A 19,150-nucleotide genomic window follows, 5' to 3' on the forward strand; every position below is an offset into this window, starting at 1 on the left:
CTCCTTATCTTATGATGAACACGATTCACATTCGTCGATCTCAACCGTCGTCGAACGCGTGTAGTAGATCGTCTTCATCCCAAGTTGCCATGCTTCCATGTGCATCTCGAGTAATTCTTTTGCTTTGACATTATTTTTCACGTACAGGTTAAAGCTGATCGCTTGGTCGATGTGACGCTGACGCGAAGCATTTTGACGAATGCTCCATAACTGGTCAATCTCAAACGCTGATTTATAGAACCAGTTCGTTTCCGGTGTTAAATCCGGAACGGTAACTGGGATCTTATAGTTTTTCTTCTCTTCTGAGTAGACTTTTTTATAGATTGGATCAATCGATGCCGTACTTCCCGCAATGATCGCCGTCGATGAGTTCGGTGCGACTGCCATCAAGTAAGCGTTCCGCATCCCGTGCGCCGTGATGTCGGCTTGGAGACGATCCCAATCGAGTTCATCCGTCGTTTTGTAGTGGCGACGTTTGATGTACTCTCCTGTTTGCCATTCTGAACCTTCAAAGAGACGGTACGCGCCTTTCTCTTTCGCAAGTTGCATCGACGCATCGATCGTCAAGTAAGCGATTTTCTCGTAGAGACGGTCTGCGTATTGCACCGCTTCGACCGATTCCCAACGGATACCTTCGAGCGCGAGCAGATGATGCCAACCGAATGTTCCAAGACCAACGGCACGGTATTTTTGATTCGTCAATTGTGCTTGCGGAACATCGATCGTATTCAAGTCGATGACGTTATCAAGCATCCGCATTTGAATCGGAATCAATCGTTCGAGAACATCTGAACGAACCGCACGTGCAAGCGCAATCGATGATAAGTTACAGACGACGAAGTCACCTGGTGTCTTCGTGACGATGATTTTACCGTCTTCTGTATATTCTTCTGTCACGGTCGTCGGACTCATGTTTTGCATGATTTCCGAGCACAGGTTTGATGAATAGATCATGCCTGCATGTTTATTCGGATTCGCACGGTTAACGGCGTCACGGAAGAACATGTATGGCGTCCCTGTCTCAAGTTGCGAACGCATGTAGCGTTTGACGAGATCAATCGCTGGGACTGTTTTTTTGCTGAGACGCGGTTCTTTGACACATGCTTCGTATCGTTCCGTGAAGCTACCGCCTTGTTCTGTCTCATCGAAATAATCTTCAAGGCTGAAGCCCATAATCGTCCGAATTTCGTGTGGGTCAAACAGGTGCCAGTCTTCTCGTGCTTCTACAGCACGCATGAAGCGGTCTGGTAAGTTAACGCCCGTGAACAAGTCATGTGTCCGAAGTCGCTCGTCCCCATTGTTAAGCTTCGCATCTAAGAACTCGAGGATGTCCTTATGCCAGATGTCAAGATACACGGCGATTGATCCTTGGCGCATACCGAGCTGATCGACGCTGACTGCCGTATTGTTCAATTGTTTCATCCATGGGATGACACCACTTGAAACACCTTTAAAGCCTTTGATGTCTGATCCACGTGAGCGAATTTTCCCCATGTAGACACCGATTCCGCCGCCACCCTTAGAAAGTGTCGCTACATCCGTGTTCGAGTCATAGATGCCGCGTAGCGAATCATCGACTGTATCGATGAAGCATGATGAGAGTTGACCATATGATTTACCGGCGTTCGAAAGCGTCGGTGTCGCGACCGTCATGTAGAGGTTCGACAATGCCCAGTAGGCTTCTTTGACGAGTTCTAAACGACGTTCCTTCGGTTCGTTCTGCATCAGCGTCATCGCGATGACCATGAATCGTTCTTGCGGTAGCTCGTACAAATTTTTGACGTGATCACGTGCAAGATACCGGTCTGCCAGTGTCCGAAGGCCAATGTATGTGAACAGGTGGTCGCGGGAAGGATCAATCGTTGCCGACAGTTCGTTGATGTCTTCTTTCGAATACGCATCCAGTAAATGTTTCGTGAAGATACCGATTTCTGTCAGCTTTTCAATCAATGTATACAGCGAACCATATCGTTCTTCCGCTGCATATCCGCGGTTTTCACCCGCTTCTAGATATAACCGATTTAAGTAAGTCGCTGTCGCTACGAATGTCCAGTTCGGCTCTTCTGCCTTCAACATATCGAGTGCATGCATCGTTAACAGTTCATAGACTTGATCTGCTTGTAAGGACTTCCCTTCAAGCGCTCGGATGGCACGTTCTGTATAGCGGTCGATATCAAGTTCCGGATACGTTTCCGTCGCTTGTCGAATCACGACATATACGTCTTCTATTGTCATTGCACCCTTAAAGATGCGTGCTGTATTCAGTGGAGATGCCACTATGAACCACTCCCATTCTCTATCGTTAAACAGGTTCGCATTACACGATGAAATACGCTAAACTAAAAAAAGACGTCCTACATATAGAAAGAACTCTACAAGTATCACTCTATATATAGACGTTTTAGACGTTTTTAAACCTGTTAATGTACAAGATATAGGTTATCACTGAAATCTAAAAAAATAACCCCTTGCTTTGAAATTCAGGTCAAACAATTTGAAAAAGGCATCATGACGCCTTTTGAGATATATTGAGATAGCGAGTAAAACATATTATAAGTTCACGCGAACCCTTAAAATAAAGATGAGTCATTTCTCCTATCAGAAGAAAAATAATCTCTTCGAATTTTCTGATATACTGAACGTACCGATCTTCCGTTTGGAGGAAGAAGGATTGAATCCAACTATCACGAAAAGATGACATATGGCATATACGTATGTACGTTGAAAGGAGCTTACCTATGCAAGTCGATTACACACCAAACCCGAATTCCGTCAAAATCACGCTCGAGGAACAGCGCTTCGGTGCGAAAAGTACGAGTGTCAAAAAAGAAGATACACCGGAAGATACGTTGCTCGCATCTTTGATCGCGATCGACGGCATCGATAATCTATTCGCTTACGGCGACTTCGTGACGGTCACGAAAGAACCAGAAGCAGAATGGAATGAGCTGCTACCACGTATCGAAGCAAACATGTAAAAAAACAAGAAGACACCTGTTCCTGAACAGGTGTCTTTGTTCAAGGAGCGATCGCTGATGCCAACCGTATCCATCATCATCCCGACATACAATCGTCCTCGCGAACTAGCAGAAGCGCTAGAAGCGTTGACACGTCAACACTATCAGGACTTCGATGTCATCGTCCTAAACAATAATGGCGACGATGTCTCAGCAGTGACCTCTGCCTATCAGGATCGTCTGCAGATCACATATGTCGAGTTACCTGAAAATCATCACGTCCGTGCTCGAAATCACGGTGTCATGCTCGCTTCCGGTCGGTATATCTTACTTCACGATGACGATGACCTCTTATTACCGAGTCATCTCGAAGAAGCGGTCGGTGATATCGAAGCCGGCGCGGATCTAACGTATACGGACGCGGAGCTCTTTACGTATCGCTGGGAAGACGGTCACCGGATTGCACTTCATTCCGAACCGTTCGCGTACCCGTATGACCCGGAGACGATCCGAGAAGACTCGACGTACATTCCGTCCGGATCGCTCTACCGTAAATCGCTCCACGATCAACTCGGTCTGTTTGATGAAGACGTCTTCAACTACTGGGACTGGGACTGGATTTTACGCGTCGGTAAGGATCATTTAGTGTTACATCCGGCACGAGCAACCGTCCTGTACGCCTTCAATCCGTCCGGCAATCATGAGTCGGCACGACAAGACGCAACGCGACGCGTCTATTTTGACCGCCTGGTCGAAAAACATCAACTTCCGACACGTGAAATGAAGAACTTCCATATCGTTCAGGAAGAACGACGCGCACGATTGCGACAGACACGCCGTACCTTCAATGGTCAATTGACAGAAAGTGAGTGATTCCATGTACACCGAAAAACAACTCGAATTATTAGCACTATTAACACAAAATGGTCCGATGGACGTAAACTTACTTGCGCAGATGCTCGATTGGGAAGCGTCAGAAGTAGCTGCTTCGATTGAAACATTCAAACGTGACGGTGTCCTACTCGGCTATACCGCCGTCATTGACTGGCAAAAGATTCATGCCCATCACGGCGTGACAGCTTTCATCGATGTCAAGGTCACACCAAAACGGGGACGCGGCTTTGATGAAGTCGCAGAGCGAATCCATCGTTTCCCGGAAGTGACATCTCTGTATCTGATGTCAGGCGCATATGACTTACAAGTCGTACTTGATGGCAAATCGCTACAAGAAGTGTCTCAATTCGTTTCTGAAAAATTATCGACACTCGACTCCGTCATCTCGACGACGACCCATTTCCGCTTAAAGACGTATAAGCACGATGGCGTTCTCTTCAGTCAGGATGATGACGACAAACGATTGAAGGTGTCTCCATGAAATCTTTATCAACACGTGTCGAACAGCTAGCTCCATCCGGCATTCGTCGTTTCTTTGATTTAGCTGGATCGATGGAAGATGTCATCTCACTTGGTGTCGGTGAACCCGATTTCGTCACGCCATGGAACGTCCGAGAAGCAAGCTTTGCAGCACTTGAACAGGGCTACACAGCATACAGCGCTAACGCCGGTTTACTCGAGTTACGTCAGGAAATCGCGCTTTACATGCAAGAAAAGTTCGCCATCTCCTATTCGACGACGGAAGAGATCATCGTCACGACCGGAGCTTCGGAAGGACTTGACCTTGCGTTTCGTAGTTTGATCAATCCGGGAGATGAAGTCATCGTCGTTGAACCGGCGTTCGTTTCATATGCCCCCTTGATCGAACTTGCTGGAGGAATTCCTGTCGCCGCTGCATGTCACGCAGAAGACGGTTTTGCGATTCAACCGGAAACGATCGAACAGTTGCTGACGGACAAAACGAAAGCAATCATTTTCTGTTTCCCATCGAATCCGACAGGCTCGACGATGACACGCGATCAATTAGCGGACCTCGCGTTACTTGTTCAAAAGCATGATTTATATGTCATCAGTGATGAAATCTATGCGGAGCTATCCTACGAAACGGAAGCGATTTGTTTTGCGACCCTTCCTGGTATGCGGGAGCGGACAATCATCATCAATGGTTTCTCGAAAGCCTTCGCGATGACGGGCTGGCGGCTTGGCTTCACTTGCGCACCACCTGCGATCACGCAATCGATGCTGAAGGTCCACCAATATGGAATGATGTGTGCACCAACACTCGTCCAATTCGCGGGTATTGAAGCGTTACGTTCTCGTCATAAGACGGTCCCTGATATGGTGACAAGTTATCGCCAACGCCGGAATTACTTCGTCAAGGCGTTAAACGATGCGGGTCTTCCGACGCACTTACCAGGCGGTGCCTTTTATGCTTTTCCGTACATTGGTCATACCGGGCTGACGAGTGAGCAGTTCGCCGAGCAATTGTTGCTCGCTGAGCGCGTCGCCGTCGTTCCAGGATCCGTCTTCGGAGCAAGCGGTGAAGGCTATGTCCGGGCAAGTTACGCGAGTTCAATCGAACAACTGCAAGAAGCCATCGCGCGCATTCAGCGCTTCATGAAAAAATGGCAGACTCAGGATGAGACAACATCGTCTCACTCACACTAAAAATAAGCCGCTTGCTCAAACGAGCAGGCGGCTTATTTTTAATCGACATAGAAAACAAGAAACATCCGATAGTCGTCTTCCGCATGATACGGTGAGACTGGACCGAGTTGTGGCGCAAAGACTTCCAACCGATACGGTGAGTCCTTAAAGTCAAGCGGTGTCCGTTCCTTGATCAAACGTCCCATTTCATCCGCCAGCTCTTTGACTTCAACTAGACTACGCGAGCGTTCCATCGGTGCTTCGAAGACGAACGCCTCGATTCCTTCAATCATTGCACAACGTAGGAAACGCCGGAGCGAAGGGAGTGCCGTCTCCATATTCTCCTTTAGCGTTTTATCCTCTTCGTACGCAGGGGCTCCCCAGAGACGTGCCTCACTTCCTGTCGCACTCCGGAAGTGATCAATCGTTTTTTCGGTAATGGGATCACGCGTCAAGGCAAAGCGTGTTTTATCCCGCTTGAGATTCTTTTCATTCGTCCGATCGATTTCCGACAGTAAATCGAGTTGTAGTGGTCGTGCTAAACGAAATAATTCCCGTTGCAGACGTGCGATGGAATGACCGATTGGAACAATTGTATCCTTCGCTTTAGGCGGTTTATCCCCTTCGTATCCATTCATGACGCGTGCGACTTGACCAGCCTCATGCACAAGTCGATAAAAGGAACCATCCTGATCATCGTTTACCGTTCCGAGTGTCTCATGTTGCACCGCAAGATCCGTCACGTATTGATTGGCAAGACACGTCGAGATCATCAAAACGTCGACAAGTTCTGAACGAAGAGCTTCTTGATCTCTTTGTTCGAGTGCTTCGCCGACTTCACCGATTTCTTCTGTCAAGCGTGCGAGACCAGATAGCGGTCGAAAATAACCTCCGAGTGAACGAATCGTCGCATCAACCTTTTGTTGCAGTATCTTCATCTGTTCCATCTGTCTGATCCTCCACGATTGCTTGACGTACTTGCGCCTCCGTCTCTTGTTTGACACGTTTGGCAAACGCCTGATTTTTCTTCCATTCTCGGATTCCAACGGATGTCGCAGCAATCAATGCAGCAAATAATCCGATTTCTCTTTTACGCATCGCTTTCTCCTCCTTTTGAATGACTCGTTCCCTACCTAAACATGATATGATGATATCAATTCTACATAATCCAGTAAGAGGTGTTGCTTGTGTCGACTGAACGTCTTTGGCAAATGGCCCGGTTCTTGACGGTGATCTTCGCCTTCGTAGCTGTTGGATGGTTACTCATCCGCCTCTCGTCCATTTTGTACCCGTTTGTCTTTGCGTTTCTGCTTGCTCTTTTCAGCCGTCCGCTCGTCGATTTCTTTCAAAAGCGATTACGGATCAATCGTGGATGGGGTGCGTTGTTGTCCATCATTTTGATCAGTGGTTTATTGATCGGTTCGCTTGCCTTGATCATCATGCAGTTGATTCGCGGTCTCGTATTTGTCGCCAATCAATTACCGGCACAAATCCAGGAGTTGAGTCTGTATTTTCAAAAGCTATACAACGAAAAACTGGCACCGATTTGGAACGATGCGTCCGAAGCATTACGTTCATTAGAACCATCCCAACAAAATACGGTCCAAAACAGTATTCAATCGCTCGGTAGTTCGCTTGCGAGTGCGATTGGAGAAGGCTCAAAAAGTGTTGCGATGATGCTTCAATCTGTTCTTGCGACTTTGCCATCGATTGCGTTGATTTTCGTCATCGTCTTACTCGCTTGGTTCTTTATCGCAAAGGATTGGCACCAGTACGAAATGCGATTGAAGCGCTACGAGATGCTTCCTTGGTTCGCTCGTGTCGAGTCGGTCTTCTTGAGCTTACGATCTGCCTTATTTGGCTATCTTAAAGCGCAGCTCACGTTGATCACGATCACGTTTTTCATCGTCTTGATTGGTTTGTTCATCATTGGTGTCGATCATCCATTCGCAGTTGCTTTCATCGCTGCCTTCTTCGACATCTTACCGTATCTCGGTACTGGTTCCGTCTTTCTGCCTTGGATCGCCTACTCGGTGATTACTGGAGATACGACGCTTGCGATTGGACTTGGCATTTTGTACGCCATCGTCATTCTCCAGCGCAACATCATGGAACCGAAGATCGTCGGCGATAACATCGGCATTCAACCGATTACGGCATTGATTGCGTTGTTCGTCGGTATCAAATTCTTCGGCGTCTTCGGGTTAATCCTTGGACCATTGATTGCCGTCATCTTAAAAGCACTCTACAATGCACAGATTTTCCATTACATCTGGGACTTCGTGAAAGGATCACCCACACCATTTCGGTGAGGGTGATTTTTTGGGTACAGCGGCATATAAAGGATACCCTTCCGTGTCCACTGGTTGACTTGCTGGAAAGTAATCGCATGGAAAACGTGCACCGGTCGCAAGCAGACAAGCATCAAGCCAATCATCAATCGCGACGTTCGGCTGACGCTGTTCCCATAACGGGGGACAATCGTATTGTTCAAGTAATTCGATTCGTTCCGCGATGCCTTCCCTTGTTTTCTTGGAAAAACGTGCCGGATGACCGGCGAGGCGTGCAAAGCAGACTTCCGGATGTGATTCGATCATTTCAGATCGATACGCATGACGGACTTCTCGGATTTTCGGCAATAGATACCACGCTTGTTTCGAAAGTCCGATACCAGCATGTTGTTTCGCTAAATCATTTGCTTCCATATAACTTGATGTTGTCAACGCACTGAGAAATGGTGCATTAAAGACACTACTCGTTCGTCCGGGGCGCAGTTCCTGTCGCAACAGCTGATCTGTTTCGCGTCGTCCTTCCATCAAACCGATCGGCATATCGATCCAAATTCGGTCGGCTGGCGGGATCTGTCCAAGCGTCGGTTCGATTGATCCTGAGTACGTCTCATTTTCGTACCTGACGACGACCCATCCTGCCTTTGCCGCATCAATCCCGATGACGTGCATTCGTCTTCTCCCGGAAAGAACGCAGTAGTGATAAGACCGTGAAGATACTGATAAATGTCGCAAGACCGAGCGATAGACGATCTCGTGCATCCAAGTACCAGACGACGGTAAGAATCGTCAACAAGACGCCGAGTAGATTCCAACGTCTCATTTTTCTTGCTCGACGAATCGATACAGACTACGAACCATGACACCCGTTGCTCCTTTTGGACCAATCTCAGACGCTTGATTCTGTTCCGATGTTCCCGCGATATCGAGGTGCAACCATGGTGTGTCGCCGACGAATTCCCCGACGAACGCACCACCGAAGATCATGTGTCCCATGCGTCCCGGTGAGTTATTCAAATCTGCGACATCTGAGCGGCGGACTTGTTTGATGAACGCATCGACATATGGCATTTGCCAAACCATCTCGTTCGTCTCTTTCGTCACCTGTTCAAAGCGTTCGTAAAGTGACGCATCATTCGTCAACGCACCTGTGATTTCTGTTCCAAGGGCGACAAGGACACCACCTGTCAATGTTGCGAGGTCGATGATGGCTTTCGGCTGGTACTCTTTCACGTACGTGACTGCATCTGCGAGGACAAGTCGTCCTTCTGCATCCGTGTTCAAGACTTCAATCGTTTTTCCTGCCATCGATGTGATGACATCATCCGGTTTGAAAGCATCCCCAGAAATCATGTTATCCGTTGCCGGAATGACGCCAATGACGTGAACATCAGGTTTGAGTTGACCGAGTGCTTCAAACAGACCAAGAACTGCTGCTGCGCCTCCCATATCTCCTTTCATCCCGACGATCCCGTCTTTTGGTTTGATCGAATAACCACCTGTATCGAACGTGACACCTTTTCCGACGACAGCAATTGGTGCTTCTACTGAGCCTTTGTATTCAAGGACGATCAACTTCGGCGGAATGACCGATCCTTGATTGACGGCAAGCAAGGCACCCATGCCAAGTGCTTCCATCTCTTCCTTATCGATGATTCGGAGATCATGTCCATGACGCTCCGCGATGAAGCGTGCTTCGTCCGCAAGCGCTGGCGCCGTCAAAAGATTTCCCGGCATCGTTACGAGACGTCGCGCCAAGTTCGTTGCTTCCCCTAAGGCTGTTCCGCGACGCACTGCTTCGTCTTCAGAAGGTAAGACCGTCAGATGAAGCGTGTACGCTTTAGAAGGAGACGTTTTATAATGTTTGACCTCATATGTAGCGAGGGTGAATGTCTCAGCAATCAGTTCGACCGGTTGACCTGGAAACGTCGTCGCGTCGACTGTCACCTGTTCTAATCGGCGTGCTTTGACATGTTGTGCGGCTTTTCCGAGCAAACGTCGTAAATTGTCTTGCGAGAGTTGATCGACTTTCCCAAGTCCGACGAACAGCACACGTGCGACGTCTCCCGATAACGTCGGCAACAGACGAAGTTCTCCCCGTTTCGTTGAGATATCACCTTGACGGACCCACTCTTCTAGTTTGTCACCATACAGTGCTTGTAATCGTTCATCAAGCGGTTGATTCCCTGATATCCCGACGATCAGTACGTCTACGGGTTGATTCGTTTGCATAAAAATTCCCCCTTTATCTAATACCTATTAGTATGAAGTGTTTTCAGTCATTTTCCAACTGATAGCCTCTCAACGAACCGCAAACGCTTACATGATTCTTGTTTGCCAATTTGTCGAAATGCTTGGTTTCAAACAATTGTTGCCCGTTTCACAATATGATAGGATTAAACAGGTGAAATATTGAGACACTTCAAGAAACGATGCGTTTGCTGTTCCGGGAAATGTCTACGTTTTCATTCAAGGGAGAGTGCGCAGAAGGCTCGTTAAGAGAGAGGCGTTTATGGGTATCTATAGATAGCTAAGAAACGAAGTCGTCGCGTTAAAAAAACTTACTGAAAAGAGGGTAATGCACATGGCACAACACATCAAAGGAATTGGCGCTTCTGCAGGGATCGCGATTGCAAAGGCATTCGTGATGGAAACACCGGTCTTTGAGATTCCATCGCACAAAATCGAGGATGCGGCTGCGGAAAAAGAACGTTTCCAAGCAGCGATCGCAAAATCGAAGACGGAACTCGAAGTCATTCGTGAAAATACCTTAAAAGAATTAGGTCCAGATAAAGCGGAGATCTTCTCGGCTCACCTTCTAATCCTAGAAGATCCGGAAATCGTTAGTCAGGTGAACGCAAAAATCGAGGACGAGCAAGCAAATGCTGCGAAAGCACTCGATGAAGTCGCGAACATGATGGTCATGATTTTCGAATCAATGGATAACGAATACATGCGTGAACGTGCAGCGGACGTCCGCGACGTCACGAAACGGACGATGGCTCACCTTCTGGGTATCACGTTCGTCACTCCAGCTCAAATTAACGAAGAAGTCATCATCATCGCGGAAGACTTGACTCCTTCAGATACGGCACAATTGAATCGTAAGTATGCTAAAGGTTTCGCAACGAACATTGGTGGCCGGACATCGCACTCTGCCATTATGTCACGTTCACTCGAAATCCCAGCAGTCGTCGGAACAAAAGTTGTCTTGACGGACGTTAAACACGGCGATCTTCTCATCCTTGACGGTGCGGAAGGTGATGTCATCGTCAACCCAAGTGAAGAGCAAGTCGCTGAGTATGAAGCAAAACGTGCAGCATACATCGCACAAAAAGAAGAGTGGAAAAAACTCAAGAACGAAAAAACAATGACGGCTGACGGTCACCACGTCGAGCTCGCTGCAAACATCGGTACACCAAACGATGTCAAAGGCGTGCTTGAAAACGGAGCAGAAGCTGTCGGTCTCTACCGTACAGAATTCCTCTACATGGATGCAGAGACATTCCCAACGGAAGACGAGCAGTTCACAGCATACAAAACAGTTCTCGAGTCAATGGGCGATAAAAAAGTCGTCATTCGGACGCTCGATATCGGTGGCGACAAAGAATTGTCGTACCTTGATCTCCCACACGAGATGAACCCGTTCCTCGGTTACCGTGCGATCCGTCTCTGTCTCGATCAAACAGACTTGTTCCGTACACAATTGCGCGCACTTCTTCGTGCAAGTGCATACGGTAAACTCGCTGTCATGTTCCCAATGATCGCAACAATCGAAGAGTTCCGTGCTGCAAAAGCACTTCTCCTTGAAGAGAAAGCAAATCTCCAAGGTGAAGGTGTCACTGTATCAGAAGACATCGAAGTCGGTATGATGGTCGAGATCCCAGCAACTGCGGTCATGGCTCGTCAGTTCGCAAAAGAAGTCGACTTCTTCTCTGTCGGAACGAACGATTTGATTCAATACACGATGGCAGCAGACCGGATGAACGAAAAAGTATCATACCTTTACCAGCCGTTCAACCCAGCGATCTTGAACCTCTTGAACAACGTCATCACAGAAGCACACAAAGCAGGCAAATGGGTCGGCATGTGTGGTGAGATGGCAGGAGAAGAATTGGCACTCCCAATCCTTCTTGGGCTTGGTCTTGATGAGTTCTCGATGTCTGCTTCATCTGTCCTTCGCGCACGTAGCTTGATGACACGCCTCAACAAGTCAGAATGTGAAGCAATCGTCGAGCAAGTGCTTGATATGGATACAGCAGAAGAAGTCGTCGACTTCCTCAGCACGACATTCGATATCAAAAAATAATTTCTGTTAGACGAATCTGGAGTAATCCAGGTTCGTCTTTTTTTATGCCGATTAACAAAAAAAACAACGCCCTCTTTTAAATAAGAAAGAAGGCGTTGTTGAAACCTGATTATTGAGCTTGTTTTTTCTTCTCTGGGGTCGCTTGTTCCGATAAAATCGGACGCTCGTTCCCCATTAAGAAGATAAAGATGACACCGAGTACTGCTGGAATCAAGGCCCAGAAATAGACGGTAGAGATGGATTCTGCAAGCGATGTCTTGATTGCTGTCGCGACTTCTGGTGGCATCTTCGCAAACGCAGCTGCCGTCGGGAACTGCCCACCTGACGGCGCTCCACCTTGCGGCAATCGATCCGCTACAGCCGATGTGAACGTTCGTGATTGAATGATGCCGAGGACCGTGACACCAAGCGTCATCCCGATCGTCCGGAATGTCGATCCCATCGACGTCGCAGCACCACGACGTTGCATCTCGATACCATTGATGCTTGCTAGGTTCAACAACGAGAAGCTAAAGCCAACACCGAACCCAAGAATGATCATATAGATCGTTACTGCTGTACGCGATGTCTCAAGCGTCATTGTACTGAGGAGATAGACACCGAGTAGGAAAAAGACAGCCGAGACGATCATGACATTTCGGAAACCAAACTTATTCGGCAACTGGCCACCGAGCTGCGCCGAGATGACTGAGGCAATTAACATCGGCATCAGGATCAGACCGGAGTTCGTCGCACTGCCACCAAAGACACCTTGAACGAAGATCGGAATGAACACACTCGCCGAGATGAAGACGAATCCATAAAAGAACGCAACGCCTTGTGTTGCTGCAAATAAACGACGACGGAACAGACTGAATGTAATAACTGGATCCGCGGCACGGCGTTCAGCGAATGCGAAGGCAACGAACGCGACGAGTGCTGCTCCGAACAGACCAAGAATTTGTGGTGAAGACCATGCATACTCTTTCCCACCCATTTCGAGCGCGAGTAAGAATAAAACCAATCCTGCAACAAGCGTAAAGGCACCGACGTAGTCGATTTTCTGTGTCCGGTGAACTGGTGATTCCTGATAGAAGACCGTCACGAGACCAAGGGCAATCAATCCGAGTGGGATGTTGATATAAAATACCCAGCGCCAGTCGAGGGAATCCGTCAATACGGCACCAAGCAACGGTCCGAAGATACTCGAAATCCCGAAGACCGCTCCGAACAATCCACTGACTTTCCCACGTTTCTCCGGTGGGAAGATATCAAAAATAATCGTAAAGGCGATCGGCATCAACGCACCGCCACCAAGCCCTTGCAAGGCACGATACGCAGATAATTCAATGATTGAGTCTGCCATTCCACACAAGATACTCCCTATCATGAAGATAAGCATCCCAAAGAGGAAGAAGCGTTTTCTTCCATACATGTCGCTCAATTTACCGAAAATCGGCATCCCGGCAACGGTTGCAATCATGTAAGCCGACGTGACCCAAGCGTACTGATCAAACCCATTCAGTTCACTGACGATCGTCGGCATCGCCGTCGCAACGATCGTGTTATCCATCGCTGCGACTAAAATACCAATCAATAATCCGATGACGACAGGTGTCGTATTCGTTTTTGTTGTAGTCGAAGACATCGACGCACCTCATTTCTAAAAAATTAGCTAACTCTTATAATAGCTAACTCATTGTATCATCATATGTGCAAAATCTCACTATCAAATATGCTCTACGATATTTTCACACAAAAAAAGACGGACCGTTCGTGACGATCCGTCGCTTTTCTTCCTTTACTCTACACGATATGAAATCGCTTCTCCGGCTTCGACCGTCTGTCCGACATCGACGTCGACTTTTCGATCGCCAATGTTCGTGACGATGATCGGTGTTAGTAAAGATGGCACGAGTGGTCGTACTTGCTCGAGATCGACATTGAGAAGTGGTGTCCCCGGTTCGACACGATCTCCAGCTTTCGCTAATGCCTCAAATCCTTTTCCTTCAAGTGACACTGTATCAATACCGATGTGAATTAAGATCTCATCTCCATTATCTGCAAGAATACCGATTGCGTGTTTCGTCGGGAAGAAGGTTGTGATCTCACCAGAGACGGGAGAGACGACATATCCTTCCGTCGGTTCGATCGCATATCCGTCACCCATCATACGACCGGAGAATACTTGATCCGGTACATCATCCAGAGAACGAATAATACCGCTCAGTGGTGCGACGTATCCATCTTCAGGCACATAAGCACCACCACGATCCCCAGCGAGTGGTCCCGTATCGGTTGTACCCGATCCAGAAGTTCGCGCTTCATCTCCTGTTGGAACTTGTGGAATCGGATCAGCTTCCGGTGTCTCTTTCGGTTTGTAATTTGGATCTTTCATGATATCTGCCATTTCTGACTTGATCCCATCAGATTTCGGTCCAAAGATTGCCTGGACGTTATCTCCGACTTCAAGGACACCGGCAGCACCGAGCTCTTTCAAGCGATCCTTGTTGACACCTGATTTATCATTGACCGTAATCCGAAGACGCGTGATACAGGCATCGAGGTGCTTGATGTTCGATGGACCACCAAACGCCTGCAGGATTTCATACGGAAGATCACCTGCTTGTGCCGTCGATGTCGCAGCACCTTCTTTAATCGCTTCACGTCCTGGAATCTTCAGATCGAATTTCGTGATGACGAAACGGAAACCGAAGTAATAAATGACGGCGAAAACGAGACCGACTGGAATGACAAGCCACCACGAAGTGCGATTCGGTAAAATCCCGAACAACGTGTAGTCAATTAATCCGCCGGAGAACGTCATCCCAATCTTAACGTTTAGCAAGTCCATAATCATGAACGATAGACCTGCAAAAACAGCGTGCACAGCGAACAAAAGCGGTGCAACGAATACGAATGAGAACTCGACTGGCTCCGTGATCCCGGTTAGAAAAGAAGTCAATGCAGCTGAGAAGTAAAGACCTTCAACAGCTTTTCGACGATCTTTTGCGACAGTATGGTACATTGCAAGACAGGCTGCGGGCAAACCGAACATCATGAATGGATATTTCCCAGTCATATATGTCCCTGCTGTAAATGGTACACCGTCCTTTAATTGTGCAAAGAAGATTCGCTGGTCCCCATTGATGATCGTTCCTGCTTTATCCGTATATTCACCGAATTGGAACCAAAAGCTTGAGTACCAGATATGGTGAAGACCGAACGGAATCAATGAACGTTCGACGAGTCCAAAGATGAAGGCAGACAACGGTTCGTTCGCTTCGATGATTGTTTTGGAGAACGTATTGATGCCTGTTCCGATCGGTGGCCAAATATATGACAAAGCAAAACCTGCGACAAGACTGAACAAGGCGGTCGCAATCGGAACGAAACGTTTACCTGCAAAGAATCCAAGGAAATCAGGCAGTTTGATTTTAAAGAATTTATTATAACTGTACGCTGCTATCAAACCGGCAATGATCCCCCCGAATACCCCCATTTGCAAGGTCGGTATCCCAAGGACCGTCGCATACGACAAATCACTCGCCTTTTGTGCTTCTGTGATTTTTTCTGGTGTAATCTGCAAGAATGAACTGATGACCTTGTTCATGATCAGGAAACCAACGATGGCTGCTAAGCCGGCGACCCCTTCTCCGTTCGCAAGGCCAATTGCGACCCCTACAGCGAACAATAATCCGAGGTTCGCAAAGATGATGTCACCCGCATCCTGCATGACTCGCCAGATGACGACAAGCGAATCGTTCTCTAGAAACGGTAAATATTGTGTTAAGTTCGGGTTTTGAAACGCTGTCCCGAACGCAAGCAATAACCCCGCTGCCGGCAAAATCGCTACCGGTAACATTAGGGCCTTACCGATCCGCTGTAAGACACCAAACACGTTTTTCCACATGCGCATATTCCCTCCTTTTTTTAAACAAACTACTTAATTCATACCCTAAAATATTCTAGTGCAAAACGATTCTAAACGATTTCGAAAAAAAAATGAGCCCTTCCGCAGAAGGACTCATCTTAAAAAATATTAGACTGTTTTTTCTTGTTTACGTGACGCGATGACAGCTTGAATCTCAGACTTGATGTTGTCTGATTTCGGTCCATAGATCGCTTGGACGTTGTTACCAACTTCAAGGACACCAGCAGCACCTAATTTTTTCAACTCATCTTTGTTGACTTTCGATTTGTCGAGAACTTCAACACGAAGACGTGTGATACATGCATCCAAGTGTTTGATGTTCGACTCTGAACCGAGTGCATCGAGGATACCTTCAGCAAGTTCAGAACCTTGAGCAGATGAAGTCTCTTGAACTGCATCTTCACGACCTGGAGTTTTCAGGTTGAATTTGCGGATTGCGAAACGGAATCCAACATAGTAGATGACAGAAAGTGCAAGACCGACGACGATGACAAGCCACCACTGCGTGCGTCCTGGAAGAACACCGAAGAGAAGGAAGTCGATCAAACCACCAGAGAATGTCATACCGATCTTAACGTTCAACAATTGCATTGTCATGAACGAAAGACCTGCGAAAACTGCGTGAACTGCGAACAAGATTGGAGCTACGAATAAGAACGCGAATTCGATTGGCTCTGTGATACCTGTCAAGAATGCTGTAAGTGCTGCTGATCCAAGAAGACCACCAACGACTGCACGACGCTCTGGGCGAGCTTCGTGGTACATTGCGAGTGCTGCTGCTGGAAGACCGAACATCATGAACGGGAATTTACCAGTCATGAACGTACCAGCTGTTAATTTTGCGTTGTCTTTCAATTGTGCGAAGAAGATCGCTTGGTCACCATGAACGACTGTTCCTGCTGCATTCTTATACGAACCGAATTCGAACCAGAATGGTGCATAGAAGATATGGTGAAGACCGAATGGAATCAACGAACGTTCGATGAGACCGAAGACGAATGCTGCGAGTGTAGGGTTTTTCTCCATCATGAAGTGAGAGAACGTGTTCAATCCATCTTGCGCGAACGGCCAGACGAATACGAGAACGAGACCTGCAACCAATGAAACAACTGCTGTGACGATTGGAACGAAACGTTTACCAGCAAAGAATCCAAGGAACTGTGGCAATTCGAGATTATGATACTTCCCGTACGCCCAAGCTGCGATTAGACCGATGATGATACCACCGAATACCCCAGTTTGAAGTGTTGGGATACCGAGTACGTTTGCATATCCTTGACCGTTAGCAACCATTTCAGGTGTAACGCCGAGCCATACGCTCATTGTTTTGTTCATGATCAAGAATCCGACGATTGCCGCAAGTCCGGCTGCGCCGTCCCCTGCAAGACCAATCGCGACACCGACCGCGAATAAGAGTGCTAAGTTACCGAAGATGATATCCCCAGCTGCTTCCATCAATTTTGCAACCTTGATGATTGCATCATTTTTTAAGAACTCGAGTTTTGACGTCAAGTTCGGATTTTGCATCGCGTTACCGAATCCGAGTAGGATACCGGCAGCTGGCAAAATCGCTACAGGAAGCATCAACGCTTTACCGACACGTTGAAGAACAGCAAAAATCTGTTTAAACATGTGTGTTTCCTCCTTTTCCTGTTAAGAGCGAAGTATGATGAATAATGCCAATGATTGAGACGAAAAAAGTCAGACATCTGACCGTTTTTTTACAGAAAAAAATCAGGCACGAGCGGATTGTAGACAATAGACTTATCCCGTTGCATAACGGAAACAAAGCTTCTTGCCCGACATCCCACTCATGCCTGATCGTATCAGTAACACGTAGTCCGTGCGGTCATTTACCTGAATCGTACTGCACTAAGCGTTGCAGATGCATCGTAAGATACGTCGCCTCACCGCGCGGTACCGCTTTCTTCAACTGACGCTCCATGATGGACATCAGCTCCCAAGCAGTATCATAGCATAGCGGATATTCTTCACGCAATAGCTTTTCTACTTTTTCTGGAGCCTCTAGATACTCCCCATTGGAAACCCTTTCAATCGCTGAACGAAGATGCCGAATCAGACGCTTGTAATCAAGCGATTTTCGGTCGATTTTAATCTCCAGTCGCTGTTCGATATGACTAGCAATTAAACCGACGAGCTGATGATGGCGGTTAACTTCAAGTACGTCTTTGAAGTTCGTCGCAGAATGAATATGAAGTGCAATGAATCCTATCTCGGCTGGAGGCAGGTAAAAATTCATCTCGGCACTGATGAACTCGACGATTTCTTCTGCAAGTGCGTACTCTTCCGGATACAAGGCTTCCGTTTCGGCAAGAAACGGATTGGTGACTTCCATTCCTTGTTCCAGTCGTTTGAACGTAAACGTCAAATGATCCGTTAATCCGATATGGATATGTTCATCGACTTTTTTCCCAAACCGTGTCTCGATCATTGAAACGATTTCATTCATCAACGCGATGAAATTTTCATCGAGGTGACCGACGAGCGCCTTATATTGATCCTGTTCTTCTTTATCCTTCAACGTGTAGACTTTTTCCAACTTGTCGAGATCTGTCAGTTGATCGCCTGGCTTCCGACCGAAGCCAATCCCTTTCGCGAGGATAATGACTTCCTGATTCGCACCAGTTGAACAAATGACGACATTATTATTCAATACCTTGATAACGTGGTACATTTGTTTATCCATTCGCTCTCAACCCAATCTGCTCTTACACATTTATTTAAAGACATTGTTTTTATTATAACGGTTTTTCAAGCACGAAAAAAGCCTACTTACTCAAGTAGACTTTAAAACATTTGGTAACCGCTCTTACGCAAGAAGCGAATCGATAGACCGGCGATGATGATTCCAGCAAACCCAGCTGCGAACATCGTGATATCCGCTGCCTGCAGTCCAGCAATCCGGTCCCCAAGATTCGGAATCGCTTCACGAGCATTCGTGAAGTATTCGAGCGTAGATTGGTTATCGATCATCATGATGAGGATGATCGGATAGAGTACGAGCATCACCCATGTACTCCGTAACAACATGTTTAAAATGAATCCGATACTAAAGAACATGACGAGATAAAGCACACTCCCGATCACGGCTTGAATGATATGCATACTGTTCCCCCTTTGA

The 19,150-nt window shown here is 47.3% G+C and carries 17 protein-coding genes; 6 read left to right on the plus strand and 11 right to left on the minus strand.

Annotated features, from left to right (window positions below; genetic code table 11):
- Positions 1-9: 9 nt before the first annotated feature.
- The gene (locus ACN9MT_RS12050; protein WP_426272244.1) at positions 10-2,277 is read right to left on the minus strand and encodes a ribonucleoside-diphosphate reductase subunit alpha; all 2,268 of its coding nucleotides are present in this window, start codon (positions 2,275-2,277) and stop codon (positions 10-12) included.
- Positions 2,278-2,738: 461 nt separating this feature from the next.
- On the opposite strand from ACN9MT_RS12050, the gene ACN9MT_RS12055 reads away from it, so the two are divergent.
- The 4 genes from ACN9MT_RS12055 to ACN9MT_RS12070 are packed head-to-tail and all read left to right on the plus strand — an operon-like array spanning position 2,739 to position 5,519.
- Positions 2,739-2,978 (plus strand): NifU N-terminal domain-containing protein, encoded by a 240-nt coding sequence (locus ACN9MT_RS12055; protein ID WP_035406091.1) that lies wholly within the window; start codon positions 2,739-2,741, stop codon positions 2,976-2,978.
- A 57-nt stretch (positions 2,979-3,035) separates the two neighbouring features.
- The gene (locus ACN9MT_RS12060; RefSeq protein WP_426272245.1) at positions 3,036-3,830 is read left to right on the plus strand and encodes a glycosyltransferase family 2 protein; all 795 of its coding nucleotides are present in this window, start codon (positions 3,036-3,038) and stop codon (positions 3,828-3,830) included.
- Positions 3,831-3,834: 4 nt separating this feature from the next.
- The gene (locus ACN9MT_RS12065) at positions 3,835-4,332 is read left to right on the plus strand and encodes an Lrp/AsnC family transcriptional regulator (RefSeq protein WP_035406085.1); all 498 of its coding nucleotides are present in this window, start codon (positions 3,835-3,837) and stop codon (positions 4,330-4,332) included.
- On the plus strand, positions 4,329-5,519 hold the full coding sequence (locus ACN9MT_RS12070; RefSeq protein ID WP_035406082.1) for an aminotransferase: 1,191 nt from the start codon (positions 4,329-4,331) through the stop codon (positions 5,517-5,519). Before ACN9MT_RS12065 ends, ACN9MT_RS12070 begins: the two co-directional genes overlap by 4 nt.
- 38 nt (positions 5,520-5,557) lie before the next feature.
- Here ACN9MT_RS12070 and ACN9MT_RS12075 read toward each other — a convergent pair whose 3' ends face one another.
- Both ACN9MT_RS12075 and ACN9MT_RS12080 read right to left on the minus strand, forming a co-directional pair.
- A complete protein-coding gene (locus ACN9MT_RS12075; RefSeq protein ID WP_426272246.1) occupies positions 5,558-6,445 on the minus strand; it encodes a MazG nucleotide pyrophosphohydrolase domain-containing protein in 888 nt (295 codons plus the stop codon).
- Entirely contained in the window at positions 6,411-6,596 is a 186-nt protein-coding gene (locus tag ACN9MT_RS12080; RefSeq protein WP_056062777.1) for a hypothetical protein, read from the minus strand. Before ACN9MT_RS12080 ends, ACN9MT_RS12075 begins: the two co-directional genes overlap by 35 nt.
- An 89-nt stretch (positions 6,597-6,685) precedes the next feature.
- Between ACN9MT_RS12080 and ytvI the strand changes: the two genes are divergently transcribed.
- A complete protein-coding gene (gene ytvI / locus ACN9MT_RS12085) occupies positions 6,686-7,810 on the plus strand; it encodes a sporulation integral membrane protein YtvI (protein ID WP_056062778.1) in 1,125 nt (374 codons plus the stop codon).
- On the opposite strand, the gene ACN9MT_RS12090 is transcribed toward ytvI, so the two are convergent.
- The 3 genes from ACN9MT_RS12090 to ACN9MT_RS12100 are packed head-to-tail and all read right to left on the minus strand — an operon-like array spanning position 7,790 to position 10,018.
- Positions 7,790-8,458, minus strand: a complete 669-nt coding sequence (locus tag ACN9MT_RS12090) for a DUF429 domain-containing protein (RefSeq protein WP_308101862.1) — start codon at positions 8,456-8,458, stop codon at positions 7,790-7,792. The two genes, ytvI and ACN9MT_RS12090, sit on opposite strands and share 21 nt — an antisense overlap.
- Positions 8,439-8,609, minus strand: a complete 171-nt coding sequence (locus ACN9MT_RS12095; protein WP_426272247.1) for a hypothetical protein — start codon at positions 8,607-8,609, stop codon at positions 8,439-8,441. The genes ACN9MT_RS12090 and ACN9MT_RS12095 overlap by 20 nt, the downstream gene beginning before the upstream one ends.
- Complete coding sequence (locus ACN9MT_RS12100; RefSeq protein WP_308101863.1) at positions 8,606-10,018, minus strand: leucyl aminopeptidase; 1,413 nt, start codon at positions 10,016-10,018, stop codon at positions 8,606-8,608. Before ACN9MT_RS12100 ends, ACN9MT_RS12095 begins: the two co-directional genes overlap by 4 nt.
- Positions 10,019-10,370: 352 nt before the next feature.
- Here ACN9MT_RS12100 and ptsP point away from each other — a divergent pair, with 352 nt between their 5' ends.
- The gene (gene ptsP, locus ACN9MT_RS12105) at positions 10,371-12,095 is read left to right on the plus strand and encodes a phosphoenolpyruvate--protein phosphotransferase (protein ID WP_056062784.1); all 1,725 of its coding nucleotides are present in this window, start codon (positions 10,371-10,373) and stop codon (positions 12,093-12,095) included.
- 109 nt (positions 12,096-12,204) lie between these two features.
- On the opposite strand, the gene ACN9MT_RS12110 is transcribed toward ptsP, so the two are convergent.
- The 5 genes from ACN9MT_RS12110 to ACN9MT_RS12130 form a co-directional block, all read right to left on the minus strand.
- Positions 12,205-13,722, minus strand: coding sequence for an MDR family MFS transporter (locus tag ACN9MT_RS12110; protein ID WP_313489938.1), 1,518 nt, complete (start codon positions 13,720-13,722; stop codon positions 12,205-12,207).
- A gap of 153 nt (positions 13,723-13,875) precedes the next feature.
- On the minus strand, positions 13,876-15,987 hold the full coding sequence (gene ptsG / locus ACN9MT_RS12115; protein WP_290774126.1) for a glucose-specific PTS transporter subunit IIBC: 2,112 nt from the start codon (positions 15,985-15,987) through the stop codon (positions 13,876-13,878).
- Between the two features lie 129 nt (positions 15,988-16,116).
- Complete coding sequence (ptsG, locus tag ACN9MT_RS12120) at positions 16,117-17,640, minus strand: glucose-specific PTS transporter subunit IIBC (RefSeq protein WP_290785426.1); 1,524 nt, start codon at positions 17,638-17,640, stop codon at positions 16,117-16,119.
- A 217-nt stretch (positions 17,641-17,857) separates the two neighbouring features.
- Positions 17,858-18,715, minus strand: coding sequence for a glucose PTS transporter transcription antiterminator GlcT (gene glcT, locus ACN9MT_RS12125; RefSeq protein WP_035406051.1), 858 nt, complete (start codon positions 18,713-18,715; stop codon positions 17,858-17,860).
- 101 nt (positions 18,716-18,816) lie between these two features.
- Positions 18,817-19,134 (minus strand): YuiB family protein, encoded by a 318-nt coding sequence (locus ACN9MT_RS12130; RefSeq protein WP_035406048.1) that lies wholly within the window; start codon positions 19,132-19,134, stop codon positions 18,817-18,819.
- Positions 19,135-19,150: the final 16 nt, after the last annotated feature.

It is taken from the genome of Exiguobacterium sp. R-17 (genome assembly GCF_049913315.1).
In the GTDB taxonomy this organism is placed as follows: Bacteria; Bacillota; Bacilli; order Exiguobacteriales; family Exiguobacteriaceae; genus Exiguobacterium_A.

Excerpts from the sequence above, each read along its gene's own strand:
- ACN9MT_RS12055 (WP_035406091.1), top strand. The coding sequence starts at position 2,739 with ATGCAAGTCGATTACACACCAAACCCGAATTCCGTCAAAATCACGCTC.
- glcT (WP_035406051.1), bottom strand. The coding sequence starts at position 18,715 with ATGGATAAACAAATGTACCACGTTATCAAGGTATTGAATAATAATGTC.
- ACN9MT_RS12070 (WP_035406082.1), top strand. The coding sequence starts at position 4,329 with ATGAAATCTTTATCAACACGTGTCGAACAGCTAGCTCCATCCGGCATT.
- ACN9MT_RS12080 (WP_056062777.1), bottom strand. The coding sequence starts at position 6,596 with ATGCGTAAAAGAGAAATCGGATTATTTGCTGCATTGATTGCTGCGACA.
- ACN9MT_RS12065 (WP_035406085.1), top strand. The coding sequence starts at position 3,835 with ATGTACACCGAAAAACAACTCGAATTATTAGCACTATTAACACAAAAT.
- ACN9MT_RS12075 (WP_426272246.1), bottom strand. The coding sequence starts at position 6,445 with ATGGAACAGATGAAGATACTGCAACAAAAGGTTGATGCGACGATTCGT.
- ACN9MT_RS12060 (WP_426272245.1), top strand. The coding sequence starts at position 3,036 with ATGCCAACCGTATCCATCATCATCCCGACATACAATCGTCCTCGCGAA.
- ACN9MT_RS12095 (WP_426272247.1), bottom strand. The coding sequence starts at position 8,609 with ATGAGACGTTGGAATCTACTCGGCGTCTTGTTGACGATTCTTACCGTC.
- ACN9MT_RS12100 (WP_308101863.1), bottom strand. The coding sequence starts at position 10,018 with ATGCAAACGAATCAACCCGTAGACGTACTGATCGTCGGGATATCAGGG.
- ACN9MT_RS12110 (WP_313489938.1), bottom strand. The coding sequence starts at position 13,722 with ATGTCTTCGACTACAACAAAAACGAATACGACACCTGTCGTCATCGGA.
- ACN9MT_RS12090 (WP_308101862.1), bottom strand. The coding sequence starts at position 8,458 with ATGCACGTCATCGGGATTGATGCGGCAAAGGCAGGATGGGTCGTCGTC.
- ACN9MT_RS12130 (WP_035406048.1), bottom strand. The coding sequence starts at position 19,134 with ATGCATATCATTCAAGCCGTGATCGGGAGTGTGCTTTATCTCGTCATG.
- ptsG (WP_290774126.1), bottom strand. The coding sequence starts at position 15,987 with ATGTGGAAAAACGTGTTTGGTGTCTTACAGCGGATCGGTAAGGCCCTA.
- ptsP (WP_056062784.1), top strand. The coding sequence starts at position 10,371 with ATGGCACAACACATCAAAGGAATTGGCGCTTCTGCAGGGATCGCGATT.
- ptsG (WP_290785426.1), bottom strand. The coding sequence starts at position 17,640 with ATGTTTAAACAGATTTTTGCTGTTCTTCAACGTGTCGGTAAAGCGTTG.